The 14389-nt window shown below is 43.3% G+C and carries 9 protein-coding genes; all 9 read right to left on the reverse strand.

Features of this window, described 5'->3' with window-relative positions; translation table 11 throughout:
• Nucleotides 1-27: 27 nt before the first annotated feature.
• Nucleotides 28-1191 carry a phosphoglycerate dehydrogenase gene (locus LI112_RS08455; RefSeq protein WP_005422183.1) on the reverse strand — a complete coding sequence of 388 codons (1164 nt, stop codon included), beginning with the start codon at nucleotides 1189-1191 and terminating at the stop codon, nucleotides 28-30.
• Nucleotides 1191-2273 carry a 3-phosphoserine/phosphohydroxythreonine transaminase gene (gene serC / locus LI112_RS08460; protein WP_005422182.1) on the reverse strand — a complete coding sequence of 361 codons (1083 nt, stop codon included), beginning with the start codon at nucleotides 2271-2273 and terminating at the stop codon, nucleotides 1191-1193. Before serC ends, LI112_RS08455 begins: the two co-directional genes overlap by 1 nt.
• Nucleotides 2257-3948 (reverse strand): biosynthetic-type acetolactate synthase large subunit, encoded by a 1692-nt coding sequence (gene ilvB, locus LI112_RS08465; RefSeq protein ID WP_117591454.1) that lies wholly within the window; start codon nucleotides 3946-3948, stop codon nucleotides 2257-2259. Before ilvB ends, serC begins: the two co-directional genes overlap by 17 nt.
• Before the next feature lie 40 nt (nucleotides 3949-3988).
• Nucleotides 3989-5662: a dihydroxy-acid dehydratase gene (ilvD, locus tag LI112_RS08470; protein ID WP_055055146.1), complete on the reverse strand. Its 1674-nt coding sequence runs from the start codon at nucleotides 5660-5662 to the stop codon at nucleotides 3989-3991.
• A 60-nt stretch (nucleotides 5663-5722) separates the two neighbouring features.
• A complete protein-coding gene (gene leuB, locus LI112_RS08475) occupies nucleotides 5723-6808 on the reverse strand; it encodes a 3-isopropylmalate dehydrogenase (protein WP_227190540.1) in 1086 nt (361 codons plus the stop codon).
• 220 nt (nucleotides 6809-7028) lie between these two features.
• Nucleotides 7029-7325, reverse strand: coding sequence for a preprotein translocase subunit YajC (yajC, locus tag LI112_RS08480; RefSeq protein WP_005422177.1), 297 nt, complete (start codon nucleotides 7323-7325; stop codon nucleotides 7029-7031).
• Nucleotides 7326-7461: 136 nt separating this feature from the next.
• Complete coding sequence (gene tgt / locus LI112_RS08485; protein ID WP_227190542.1) at nucleotides 7462-8604, reverse strand: tRNA guanosine(34) transglycosylase Tgt; 1143 nt, start codon at nucleotides 8602-8604, stop codon at nucleotides 7462-7464.
• 86 nt (nucleotides 8605-8690) lie between these two features.
• The gene (locus tag LI112_RS08490) at nucleotides 8691-9983 is read right to left on the reverse strand and encodes a glycerophosphodiester phosphodiesterase family protein (protein WP_227190543.1); all 1293 of its coding nucleotides are present in this window, start codon (nucleotides 9981-9983) and stop codon (nucleotides 8691-8693) included.
• Between the two features lie 165 nt (nucleotides 9984-10148).
• The gene (locus LI112_RS08495) at nucleotides 10149-14381 is read right to left on the reverse strand and encodes a 2-hydroxyacyl-CoA dehydratase (protein WP_227190545.1); all 4233 of its coding nucleotides are present in this window, start codon (nucleotides 14379-14381) and stop codon (nucleotides 10149-10151) included.
• Nucleotides 14382-14389 lie beyond the last annotated feature (8 nt).

The following is a 14389-nucleotide window of genomic DNA, read 5'->3' on the forward strand; positions in this document are numbered from 1 at the left end:
TGAATCATCCGGGACTTTTTTCGATTTTTATTTGATCACGCGAACCTTAGATACACCTTCAATTGCTTTTAATTCATCAAGTGCTTCTTTAGATGCTGCACTTTCCAGATCAATGATCGTATATGCATAGCTTCCACGACTCTTATTTGTCATATCTGCAATATTCAATCCTTCACTTCCAAGGATCTTGGTAAACTGACTGATCATATTCGGGATGTTTTTGTGACAGATGGTAATACGTCCAACTGCTATACATGTTCCCATGTCACAGTTTGGGAAGTTTACAGAGTTTTTGATATTTCCGTTTTCAAGGAAATCTCTGACTTCTTTTACAGCCATTACTGCACAGTTTTCTTCAGATTCCGCTGTGGATGCACCAAGATGTGGTGTAACGAGGATTCCTGGTCTTCCAGCCACAAGCGGATTTGCAAAGTCTGTTACATATTTCTTAACCTTACCACTGTCAAGAGCTTCGATCAAAGCTTCTTCATCAACAAGAAGGTCTCTTGCAAAATTCAGAAGAACGACACCCTCTTTCATCTTTGTGAAAGCTTCTTTGTCGATCATCTTACGCGTATTATCTGTCAGCGGTACATGGATCGTGATATAATCACACTGGCTGTAGATTTCATCCAGAGATTTGCTGTGTTTGATGGTTCTTGACAGATTCCACGCTGCATCGATGGAAATAAACGGGTCATATCCGTAAACTTCCATGCCAAGATGTGTTGCAGAATTTGCAACCATAGCTCCAATCGCACCAAGACCGATGATACCAAGTTTCTTTCCACTGATCTCACATCCGGCAAACTGCTTTTTCTGTTTTTCAGCCAGTTTGTCGATATGTTCTTTGTCCTCTTCATGAGCAACCCATTCGATACCTCCAACGATATCACGGGAAGCCAGAAGCATGCCGGCAAGAACAAGCTCTTTCACACCATTTGCATTGGCACCTGGAGTATTAAATACCACGATACCATTTTCTGCACACTGCTCAACCGGAATATTATTAACACCTGCGCCTGCACGGGCAATAACCTTAACGTTCTCAGGAAGCTCCATATCATGCATCTTTGCACTTCTTACCAGAACTGCATCGGCATCATTTAATTCTTCTGTCTGTTTGTACTCCTCACCAAACAGGCCAAGGCCTGTCTGGGATATAGGGTTGAGGCATTTATACTGGAACATTATACATTTTCCTCCTCGAATTTTTTCATGAATGCAACAAGCGCTTCGACGCCTTCTTTTGGCATAGCATTGTAGATACTTGCACGCATACCACCAACTGTTCTGTGGCCTTTAAGGTTTACAAGACCTGCTGCTTTTGCTTCTTTTACAAATTTGGCATCCATATCTTTGTCACCTGTTACAAAAGGAACATTCATCAGAGAACGGGAATTTGGCTCTACAGTACCTTTGAAGAGTTTGCTCTGATCCAGATAATCATAAAGGATCTTTGCTTTCTCGATATTTCTCTTCTGCATTTCTTCCAGTCCGCCCATCGCTTTGAGCCATTTGAAAACTTTGCCGCATACATAAATGCAGTAAGCATTCGGAGTATTGTAGAGAGATCCTGCATCTGCATGTGTTTTGTATGTAAGCATGGTTGGTGTTCCCGGAAGAACATCCTCTGTAATAAGATCCTCACGAATGATTGCAATAACCATGCCTGCAGGTCCGATATTTTTCTGAACACCGCCGTAGATAATGCCATATTTACTTACATCTACAGGCTCAGATAAGAAACAGGAGGAAACATCTGCTACCAGAGTTTTGCCTTTTGTATTCGGAAGTGTTTTGAATTTTGTTCCGTAAATTGTATTATTTTCACAAATGTATACATAATCTGCATCCGGGCTGATCGGAAGGTCGCTGCAATCCGGAATATAAGAGAAAGTTTTGTCCTCAGAAGATGCAATCTTATTTACCTTTCCATACTTCTGTGCTTCCTGATATGCTTTTTTTGCCCACTGACCGGTAACAATATAGTCAGCAACTCTGTTTTTCATCAGGTTCATTGGAATCATGGCAAACTGCTGAGAAGCACCGCCCTGAAGGAATAATACCTTGTAATTGTCCGGTATCTTCATCAGATCTCTGAGATCCTGCTCTGCATCATCAATGATCTTCTGAAACTCCGGGCTTCTGTGGCTCATCTCCATGACGGACATTCCAGTTCCCTGGTAATCCATCATCTCGTCTGCTACTTCTTTCAGCACAGGTTCCGGCAGTACAGCCGGTCCTGCAGAAAAATTATACACTCTGCTCATTGTTCTTCATATCCTCCTCATCAAAAACTTCATTCAGACTTGCGCCTGCAGGTACCATAGGAAATACACTGAGATCCTGATCGATCCAGCAATCCAGTACTACAGGTTCGTCCATAGCCAGTGCCTTACGGATCGCCGGCTCTACTTCTTCCATCTTCGTGACACGGAATGCTTTCGCTCCCATGCCCTCAGATATTTTCACAAAATCCACGGCATCGTCAAGAACGGTGTGTGAATATCTGTGGTCATAGAATAAGGTCTGCCACTGACGTACCATACCCAGCACATGATTGTTCATAACAATCTGTAAAAGCTGTTTATGGCAGCGTACTGCTGTCGCGATTTCATTCATGTTCATTCTGAAACAGCCATCGCCGGCAATGTTGACAACTGTTTTGTCCGGTCTCCCCATCTTTGCACCAATCGCAGCTCCAAGTCCGTATCCCATTGTTCCGAGACCACCGGAAGTCAGGAATGTACGTGGTTCTTTGTACTTGAAGTACTGCGCTGACCACATCTGATGCTGACCGACATCTGTTGAAATAATTGCGTCACCTTTAGTGATTTCATAGAGTTTCTCTATAATATATGGTCCGGTAAGCTGGGAATGATCATAAGTCAGAGGATATTTTGCTTTCATCTCCTGAATATGTTCGATCCATTCCGGATGCTGTTCTTCCGGGATCATTTCAAGAAGTCTGCGAAGAACTTCTCTTACATCTCCGATTACTGACACATCTACCAAAACATTCTTATTAATTTCGGCCGCATCCACATCAATCTGCAGGATCTTTGCCTGTTTCGCAAATGTCTTTGCATTTCCTGTAACACGGTCGCTGAAGCGTGCACCTAATACGATCAACAGGTCACACTGAGTTACACCAAGGTCGGAAGTCTTTGTTCCATGCATACCAAGCATTCCGGTATACAGTGGATCTTCCCCTGAAAAAGCACCTTTTCCCATAAGACTGTCGCAAACCGGTGCCTGGATCTTATGTGCCAGCTCACTGATTTCTTTGGAAGCACCGGAAATAACAGAACCACCACCGACGAAAATATATGGTTTCTTTGCTTCTTCGATCATCTGTGCAGCAGTTTCAAGATCTTCCTTACGAATCGTTTCAACTTCACGATTGATCGTAGCCGGACGGCGTACGGAATATTCATAAGTAGCTGCTGTCACATCTTTTGTCACATCAACCAGTACCGGACCCGGACGTCCGCTCTTGGCAATGTAAAATGCCTTGCGGAGTGTGTCTGCCAGCATTGTGATGTCTTTTACAATAAAGCTGTGTTTTGTAATCGGCATAACGATTCCTGCAATATCTACTTCCTGGAAAGAATCTCTTCCAAGAAGTGGTTTGCCAACATTCGCCGTGATTGCCACAACCGGAACGGAATCCATATAAGCTGTAGCAATACCTGTAACCAGATTCGTAGCCCCAGGTCCTGAAGTTGCCAGGCATACCCCGACTTTTCCAGTAGCACGGGCATAACCGTCTGCCGCATGAGAAGCACCCTGTTCATGAGATGTCAGAATATGCTGAATCTCATCACTATGTTTATAGAGAGCATCATAAACGTTAAGGATTGCTCCACCCGGATAGCCAAAAACAGTATCTACCTTCTGTTCTTTCAGGCATTCAATGATGATCTCTGCACCTGTAAGCTGCATCGTATTTCCTCCTAATGTTTATCAAATAATCACTTTTCTCTTATTTTGCTTTTGGCACTTCAAGGATTGCTCCTCTGTTGCCTGAGGTAACCATTGCAGCATATCTTGCAAGATATCCGGTTGTGATCTTTGGTTCACGCGGCTGCCATTTTGCTTTTCTTGCTGCCATCTCTTCATCAGAAACTTTGACTTCCAGTTTCAGTTCCGGAATATTGATACTGATGATATCTCCTTCTTCGATCAGGGCAATCGGACCACCTACAGCTGCTTCTGGTGAGACATGTCCAATAGAGGCACCTCTGGATGCACCACTGAAACGTCCGTCTGTGATCAGAGCAACCGATGAACCAAGTCCCATACCAGCAATTGCAGAAGTAGGATTCAGCATCTCTCTCATTCCCGGGCCGCCTTTTGGTCCTTCATAACGGATAACAACCACATCTCCGGCTACGATCTTACCACCTTTGATAGCTTTGATCGCATCGTCTTCGCTGTCAAACACTCTCGCAGGTCCCTCATGAACCATCATTTCTTCTACAACTGCGGAACGTTTTACAACGCCACCATCTGGTGCGATATTTCCTTTCAGTACTGCAAGTCCACCTGTCTGACTGTATGGATTGTCGATTGGACGGATAACTTCCGGATTGAGATTTACACAGTTTTTAATATTTTCGCCTACTGTTTTTCCTGTTACAGTCATGCATTCTGTATGAAGAAGGCCCTTCTTATTCAGTTCATTCATTACTGCATAAACACCGCCTGCTTCATTCAGGTCTTCCATATATGTCGGGCCTGCCGGTGCAAGATGACAGAGATTCGGGGTTTTTTCACTGATCTCATTTGCAAAGCTGATATCAAAATCCATTCCCACTTCATGCGCAATTGCCGGAAGATGAAGCATACTGTTGGTAGAGCATCCAAGTGCCATATCTACAGTCAGTGCATTCAGGATTGCTTCTTTTGTCATGATATCTCTCGGACGGATGTTTCTGCGGTACATTTCCATAACCTGCATACCTGCATGTTTTGCAAGACGGATACGTTCGGAATATACCGCCGGAATGGTTCCGTTTCCACGAAGTCCCATACCGAGGACCTCAGTCAGGCAGTTCATGGAGTTTGCAGTGTACATACCGGAACAAGATCCACATGTAGGACATGTTTTGTTCTCAAATTCTGTCAGTTCTTCTTCTGAAATCTTGCCTGCTGCATAGGATCCGACAGCTTCAAACATACTGGAAAGACTTGTCTTGTGTCCATGGATATGACCTGCCATCATTGGACCGCCACTTACAAATACAGTAGGAACATTGATTCTGGCAGCTGCCATCAGAAGTCCAGGTACGTTTTTGTCACAGTTCGGAACCATGACCAGTGCATCAAACTGATGTGCCATTGCCATTGCTTCTGTAGAATCTGCGATCAGATCTCTTGTTACCAGAGAATATTTCATTCCGACATGTCCCATTGCAATACCGTCACAAACAGCGATTGCCGGGAATACGATTGGTGTACCACCAGCCATTGCAACACCCTGTTTTACAGCTGCTACGATCTTGTCCAGATTCATATGTCCAGGTACGATCTCATTATAAGAACTTACGATTCCGACTAACGGACGTTCCATTTCTTCTTTTGTTAATCCAAGGGCATTAAACAGGGAACGATGAGGTGCCTGTTGTGAGCCTGTTTTTACTGCGTCACTTCTCATTTTCTTATCTCCTCTTTACTTAATCTGTACGATACTTACGGATTGTTCTGTACAAAGCAATTATACTGCTGCTGCGATCAGATCCCCCATTTCTTTTGTTCCGACTTTTTTGCAGCCTTCAGACATAATATCACCGGTGCGGTATCCGTCTGTCAGTACCTTCTGTACGGCTACTTCTACTGCATCTGCTTCTTCATCAAGATTCAGAGAATAACGAAGCAGCATTGCTGCTGAAAGGATTGTTGCGATCGGGTTTGCTTTATTCTGTCCTGCGATGTCCGGTGCAGATCCATGACTTGGCTCATACAGACCGAATTTCGTCTCGTTAAGACTTGCAGAAGAAAGCATTCCGATAGAACCTGTTACCATACTTGCTTCATCAGACAAAATATCACCGAACATATTCTCTGTCAGGATAACATCAAACTGTGCCGGATCATGCACCAGCTGCATTGCACAGTTATCAACCAGCATATGCTCCAGTGTGACTTCCGGATAGTCCTTTGCAACTTCTTCTACAACTTTTCTCCAGAGTCTGGAAGAATCCAGAACGTTTGCTTTGTCTACACTTGTGACTTTTTTTCTTCTCTTCATTGCAATGTCAAAAGCTTTGATTGCAATACGGCGAATTTCATTTTCATTATAGGAAAGTGTATCGATTGCTTTCTTTACTCCGTTTTCTTCGATTGTTTTTCTTTCTCCAAAGTAAAGACCACCAGTCAGTTCACGAACAATGATCATGTCAAATCCGTTCTCTCCGATCACTTCTTTCTTGATCGGGCATGCTTCTTCCAGTTCCTTATAAAGATATGCCGGACGAAGGTTTGCAAAGAGATTTAATGCCTTACGAATCGCAAGAAGTCCTGCCTCCGGACGTTTGGATGGTTCCAGTTTGTACCATGGAGATGTCTTTGCGTCACCTCCGATGGAGCCCATCAGAACTGCATCTGAAGCTTTTGCAGTGGCAATTGCCTCATCTGTGAGCGGGACACCGTGAACGTCGATAGAAGCTCCACCGAGGAGCACCTCTGAATAAGTAAATGTATGATGATATTTTTCACATACTTTATCAAGAACCTTTTTTGCTTCACTGACGATTTCCGGTCCAATTCCATCTCCCGGAATCAATGCGATCTTGTATTCCATTTCTTCATTTCCTCTCTCTGCATCACACGAAACTTAAGCAGAGTCCTTTCGTTGCGAATATTGTTATTATAATAACGCACTTTTTTATACTTTTCAACCCTTTACTACGTAAAAGTTAGAACGTATTGATATAAGATTGATATAAGCACATTTCCTTAAATAAAATCTTCCAAAAAAAGAAGTGCTGCATCTGACGCAGCACTTACTTTCTTATTTGCAGTTATGCGGATGCCTGCTCTGCCTTCTCCACTTCTGCAATAGCCTGTTTTCTCATTGGGATACGGCAGTTCTTGTTATTGCCGAATTCTACGATCACATCTTCTTCAGTCATGTCGATGATCACTCCATAGAAGCCGCCTGTGGTAACAATGCTGTCACCGACTTCCATGCTGTTGAGCATTGCCTGAAGTCTCTTCTGCTCTTTCTTCTGCGGACGGATCATCAGGAAGTACATAACTCCAAAGATTACAACCATCCATAAAATCATCATACCCATGCTTGCGGTACTTTCGTTCATTTAAGATTCCTCCTGTTTACTGACTTACATTCCTTTTTCAGGAACACTATACATTATCATACACAAAAATGCCTGTTACTTCAAGTGTTTTTCAGCATTTTGTATTATTTCTGTCTATAATTCAGAGACTGTTTTATTATTTCTGCTCTCCGGCTGCAAATCCTTCCAGACGCATCTTTTTGTAATCTGCAAATCTGCCTTCATCCAGTGCATCACGAATCTCTTCCACCATATGATTGTAGAAATACAGATTGTGCAGAACACAGAGACGCATTCCAAGCATTTCTTTCGCTTTGAGAAGATGACGGATATAAGCTCTGCTGTAATGACGGCATGCCGGACAGCCACAGCCTTCTTCGATCGGACGTGTATCCAGTTCATATTTCGCATTGAACATATTCATTTTGCCATGATTGGTGTATACATGTCCATGACGTCCGTTACGGCTTGGATATACACAGTCAAAAAAGTCAATACCACGTTCTACACCCTCAAGGATATTGGCCGGTGTTCCGACTCCCATGAGGTAGGTTGGTTTGTCCTGTGGAAGATATGGTACAACTGCATCAAGGATACGATACATTTCCTCATGTGTTTCACCGACTGCCAATCCGCCAACTGCATAACCGTCGAGATCCATCTTCGCAATTTCCCTTGCATGCTCAATACGGATATCTTCGTATACAGCTCCCTGGTTGATGCCAAAAAGAAGCTGTTCTTTATTGATGGTATCCGGCAGACTGTTGAGACGTGCCATTTCAGTCTTGCAGCGTGCAAGCCAGCGGGTAGTACGCTCAACGGATTTCTGTACATAATCTCTGTCTGCCACACTGCTCGGGCACTCATCAAATGCCATAGCTATGGTAGAACCGAGATTGGACTGAATCTGCATGCTTTCTTCCGGTCCCATAAAAATCTTGTGTCCGTCAATATGTGACTGGAAATGTACACCTTCTTCTTTGATCTTGCGGAGTTTTGCAAGGGAAAAGACCTGAAATCCGCCGGAGTCAGTAAGGATTGGGCGCTCCCAATTCATAAATTTGTGAAGTCCGCCAAGCTGCTTCACTACTTTGTCACCTGGACGCACATGCAAATGATAGGTATTAGACAGCTCCACCTGTGTTCCAATATCATAAAGGTCCTGTGTGGAAACAGCACCTTTTATTGCGCCGATCGTTCCTACGTTCATGAATACCGGGGTCTGGATCGTACCATGGACAGTCTCAAACTGAGCACGCTTCGCACGGCCCTCCGTTTTCATTAATGTATATTTTGCCATTATTATTCCTCTTTCTGTTCTTATATGATATTGCGTTTGGTTCTAAGTATACCAGACAGAGTAAAAATGGTAAAGAAAAATGTTCCTCACACTGCATCGGCAAATGCCGCCCTATAATACGGATCCAGGGCATACCATTCCTCCACGCTGGTGATATCACGAGCCACAAGATTAATTTCTTCCTCTTTGCATCTTAAGAGTACTGCAGGAGATATCTTTCTTGCATAATCACTTACGAAAACAGTATTTATTCCTGTCTTCAGATTTTCAAGTTTTCCAAAGACATCTTCCGTAATACCCAAAGATGCTTTGCCTGGAAGTACAATTCCTATGTCTGCTGTCGGTGCGATTTCTTTCATCCAGAGCATATAATCATAATCAAAAGAAAACCAGGATACATTCTGCTGCATGCCCTCTGTACAGACGATCTCATATAGTCCCTGTATGTCTTCATAGTTTGTCGAAGCATCCTTTTTCAGTTCAATATAAGGATGTACGAAATTTGCTTTACAGAATTCAATAAATTCTTTAAAATTTGGAATCTGTTCACCCGCATACGCTTCTCCCATCCAGGAACCAAAATCATATGTCCTGGCTTCCTCATAGGTCATTGCGGAAATATAGCCCTGTCCATTCGATGTTTTATTTATTGTTGCATTATGCAAAAGCACCGGAACTTTGTCCGAAGTAAATCGAACATCTGTCTCGATTGCTTTATATCCTTTTGCAACTGCAGTTCTGAACGAGGCAAATGTATTCTCCGGTGCAGTTGTTTTGTACCCGCGATGTCCGATCAGATAAGCATTTGGAGCCGGAATCGGTGTCGGAGTTGCAGTCGGTACCGGTGTCGCTGTTGGCACTGCTACTGTTTTCTTTTGCACAGCCTTTACCTTAACAATACAAGTGTATTTCTTCTTATTCTTCCCTGTCGCTGTTATCCTGACAGTTCCACCCTTTTTCCCCTTAACAATTCCTGCAGATGATACTGTTGCAATCCTTTTATCAGATGATTTCCATCTAAGTACCTTTGTGCCCGTCACCTTCAGTTTCAACTGTTTTCCTGAAGCCAGCGTCACTCTTTTCTTGTTTATATATGGATTCTTAACAACGATCCAAATCCTCTTTACAATTTTTTTTCCTTTTACCTTTCTGATTCCTCTTATATAGGTTTTTCCAACCTTTCGCGGTGTGATCTTCTTTCCCTTTACTCGCAAAATTCTCTTATTTGCACTGCTCCATTTATAATTACCAGACACATTAATCCTGTATGTCTGTCCGACGTACATAACCTTACTTCCTGCCGATACCTGTACCGACATACCAAGCATAAATATGACTGCCAGAAACACAATTACAAATCTTTTTTGATTCCTTTTCATTTGCACCACCCCTTCGCCAGCATAAAAAATCAAGCTATGTTTCTAATATAATTATCACACTTTTCAGTACCCTAGTCCATAGATTATTTAAAAAGATACCAAAAAAGACAAGGTACACATTTATTTCACGTACCTTGCCTTTCACAGATTTATTATTTTGCTTTATTATTTTAATTCCTTTTTCAGATTCTTCTGTGCCGTTGACAGCATCAGCTTAATTCTGTTCAGCTGGTTAACCTCACTTGCTCCAGGATCATAATCGATTGCCACGATATTGGCTTCCGGATGTTCTCTGCGGATTGCTTTGATAACACCCTTACCTACAATATGGTTCGGCAGACACGCAAACGGCTGAATACATACAATATTCGGTACACCACCGTGAATCAGTTCCATCATCTCACCGGTCAGGAACCATCCCTCACCAGTCTGATTACCCGGAGATACGATCGGTGATGCCATCTTTGCCAGATTGGCAACATTAGCAGCCGGTGTAAAGTGACGGCTCTGTGCAAGAGCTTCGTTCGCCGGTCCACGCAGCCATTCAATCGCTTTGATTCCCCAGTTTGCGATCGTTGCTTTATTTTTCTTAAATCCAAGGAATTCACATTTGAAGTTCTGGTTATAGAAACAGTAATTGATAAAGTCGATCAGATCCGGGCAGACTGCCTCAGCGCCTTCTGCTTCCAGAAGTTCTGCCAGATGATTGTTTGCAGCCGGAAGGAATTTGACAAGGATTTCTCCAACAATACCAACTCGCGGTTTCTTTTCATCGCTGATCGGAATCAGGTCAAATTCATGTACCATCTCACGACACATCTTCTTAAACTGTCCATGGCTGACACTGCTGCCTTCCAGGAATGAGATTACTCTCTGTTCCCAGATCTTGTGTTTACGATTGACGATTCCCGGCTCCAGTTCATATGGACGCATACGATATACGCACTTCATCAGAATATCACCAAACACTGCACCATAGCAGACACGTTTGATCAGTGGAAGTGTCAGTTTGAATCCCGGATTGCTCTCCAGCCCACTTAAGTTAATGGAAATAACCGGCACCTGCTCCATGCCTGCTTTCTTGAGGGCACGGCGGATAAATGCAATATAGTTGGATGCGCGACAGCCACCGCCTGTCTGAGACATAATAACGGCCGTCTTATTAAGGTCATATTTACCGGAAAGAAGAGCATCCATAACCTGTCCGACTACCATCAGAGACGGATAGCATGCATCATTATTTACATATTTCAGGCCAACATCAACAGCATGCTTATTATCATTCGGAAGAACTTCCAGATGATAACCACAGGTATTAAAGGCTGCCTGTAAAATTCCAAAATGAAACGGTGACATCTGTGGGCACAGGATCGTATAATCCTTACGCATCTGCTTTGTAAATACAACCTTTTCAATAGAAGACGGTTTGATCTCACGCTCCTTGTGCTGCGCCTCTTTTGCACGAAGTGCAGCGATCAGAGAACGCACACGGATTCTTGCCGCACCAAGGTTGTTTACCTCATCAATCTTGAGGCAGGTATAAATCTTTCCGCTGCCATCCAGGATCTCATAAACCTCATCTGTCGTAACGGCATCCAGACCACATCCAAAGGAATTCAGCTGGATCAGATCCAGATTATCCTGTGTTTTTACAAAGTTCGCTGCCGCATACAGACGCGAATGATACATCCACTGGTCATTAACACGAATCGGTCTCTCTACCTTTGCAAGATGAGACACAGAATCCTCTGTTAATACCGCAATTCCATAGCTGTTGATCAGATCCGGAATGCCATGATGAATTTCCGGATCAATATGATACGGACGACCGGCAAGAACGATTCCTCTACGTCCCGTCTCTTTCAGGTACCGAAGGGTTTCTTCTCCCTTCTTCTGCACATCCTTACGCACCTGTGCAAGTTCTTCCCATGCTGCATGTGCCGCTGCTTTGACCTCTTCTGCCGGAATATCCTTAAACACTTCAACCAGGCGATCCGTCAGAATTGCTTCTGTCGTAAATGCCATAAACGGATTCATAAATTTAATGCTCGGATCTTTCAGTTCATCCACATTGTTCTTGATATTTTCTGCATAGGATGTAACGATCGGGCAGTTGTAATGATTTACTGCATCTGGAAATTCATTACGCTCATATGGCACACATGGATAGAAAATAAACTTCACACCTTTTTTAATCAGCCAGCTTATATGACCATGTGCCAGTTTTGCCGGATAACATTCTGATTCACTCGGGATAGATTCAATACCCAGTTCATATATCTTTCTGGTAGAAGTCGGTGAAAGTACCACTTCGTATTTCAGTTTCGTAAAGAATGTATACCAGAACGGATAGTTTTCAAACATATTCAGGACTCGTGGAATTCCCACCTGTCCTCTTGTTGCCTGATCCGGGCTTAACGGTTCATAAGAAAACAGTCTCTTATATTTATATTCATAAAGGTTCGGAACATGATCCTTGTTCTTCTCTTTACCAATTCCTCGCTCACAACGATTACCACTGACAAACTGACGTCCTCCGGTAAACTTGTTGATCGTCAGACGACAGTTATTGGTACATCCACGGCAATTCGCCATAGAAGTTGTATATTTCAGTTCATTGATCTTGTCAATAGAGAGCATGGTTGTTTCTTTGCCATCTTCATAACGCTCGCGCGCGATCAATGCTGCACCAAATGCCCCCATGATGCCGGCGATATCCGGACGGATTGCTTCACAGTTGGCAATACGTTCAAAGCTTCGAAGGACTGCATCATTATAGAAGGTACCACCCTGTACAACGATATGCTTACCAAGTTCTGTCGCATCTGAAACTTTGATAACTTTGTAAAGAGCATTCTTAATAACCGAATATGCAAGACCTGCAGAAATATCAGATACCTCTGCTCCTTCCTTCTGTGCCTGTTTTACCTTGGAGTTCATAAATACCGTACAACGGGTTCCAAGATCGATCGGATGTTTTGCATAAAGCGCAGCTTTTGCAAAATCCTGTACACTGTAATTCAGAGATTTGGCAAATGTTTCAATAAAAGATCCACAACCGGAAGAACAAGCTTCATTCAGCTGTACACTGTCAACCGTCTGGTTCTTGATCTTGATACATTTCATATCCTGACCACCAATATCCAGAATACAGTCAACTTCCGGATCAAAGAATGCTGCTGCATAATAATGAGAAACCGTCTCAACTTCTCCCTCGTCCAGAAGAAGTGCTGCTTTGATCAGTGCCTCGCCATAACCGGTAGAACATGCATAAGCAATTCTGGCATCTTTCGGAAGTTTTGAATAAATCTCCTGAATTGAGCGGATTGCTGTTTTCAGTGGGCTTCCGTTATTATTACTGTAGAAAGAATACAGAAGACTTCCATCCTCGCCTACCAGGGCTGTCTTAGTCGTAGTGGAACCTGCATCGATACCGAGATAACAGTTCCCCTTATAAGAAGCAAGATCACCTGTAGCAACTTTATAAGATGACTGGCGTTTATTAAACTCCTCATAGTCCTCTTCTGTTGCAAACAACGGATCCATACGCTCTACTTCGAAATCCATTTTAATGGAATGACGAAGTCTGTCTTTCAGTTCTGTCAGCGAAACAGTAACATCTTCCTTTGCATTCAGTGCAGAACCGATTGCTGCGAACAGATGAGAATTCTCCGGTACGATCGTATGTTCATCATCCAGCTTCAGTGTACGGATGAATGCTTTCTTTAATTCAGAAAGGAAATGCAGCGGACCACCAAGGAATGCTACATGTCCACGGATCGGCTTACCACATGCCAGTCCGGAGATTGTCTGATTGACAACCGCCTGGAAAATAGATGCTGACAGGTCTTCCTTCGTTGCACCCTCGTTGATCAGCGGCTGGATATCTGTCTTCGCAAACACACCACAACGGGCAGCGATCGGATAAAGAGCTTTATAATTCTTTGCATATTCATTCAGGCCAGGTGCATCCGTCTGAAGCAGGGATGCCATCTGGTCAATAAAGGAACCTGTACCGCCGGCACAGATACCGTTCATTCGCTGTTCAATATTACCGCCTTCAAAATAAATGATCTTGGCATCTTCTCCGCCAAGCTCAATAGCAACATCTGTCTGCGGAGCCATCTTCTGAAGAGATGTAGACACGGCAATAACTTCCTGCACAAACGGAATCTCCAGATGATTCGCAAGTGTCAGTCCACCGGATCCTGTAATTACAGGACATAATGTCATTTCTCCAAGCTGCTTTTCTGCTTTTTCCAGAAGATCTGCCAGTGTCTCCTGAATGTTCGCAAAATGACGTTCATAGTCCGCAAACAAAAGCCTGTCATTTTCATCAAGAATCGCGATCTTTACTGTAGTAGATCCGATATCAATTCCCAATGTATATGTATTCAATAAATCGA

Origin of the sequence: Blautia sp. 210820-DFI.6.14, from assembly GCF_020558815.1 — a bacterium.
GTDB lineage: Bacteria > Bacillota > Clostridia > Lachnospirales > Lachnospiraceae > Blautia_A > Blautia_A obeum.

Bases quoted from the DNA above. Each gene is read 5' to 3' on its own strand.
- LI112_RS08455 (WP_005422183.1), bottom strand. From the start codon at position 1,191: ATGTTCCAGTATAAATGCCTCAACCCTATATCCCAGACAGGCCTTGGC.
- serC (WP_005422182.1), bottom strand. From the start codon at position 2,273: ATGAGCAGAGTGTATAATTTTTCTGCAGGACCGGCTGTACTGCCGGAA.
- ilvB (WP_117591454.1), bottom strand. From the start codon at position 3,948: ATGCAGCTTACAGGTGCAGAGATCATCATTGAATGCCTGAAAGAACAG.
- ilvD (WP_055055146.1), bottom strand. From the start codon at position 5,662: ATGAGAAGTGACGCAGTAAAAACAGGCTCACAACAGGCACCTCATCGT.
- leuB (WP_227190540.1), bottom strand. From the start codon at position 6,808: ATGGAATACAAGATCGCATTGATTCCGGGAGATGGAATTGGACCGGAA.
- yajC (WP_005422177.1), bottom strand. From the start codon at position 7,325: ATGAACGAAAGTACCGCAAGCATGGGTATGATGATTTTATGGATGGTT.
- tgt (WP_227190542.1), bottom strand. From the start codon at position 8,604: ATGGCAAAATATACATTAATGAAAACGGAGGGCCGTGCGAAGCGTGCT.
- LI112_RS08490 (WP_227190543.1), bottom strand. From the start codon at position 9,983: ATGAAAAGGAATCAAAAAAGATTTGTAATTGTGTTTCTGGCAGTCATA.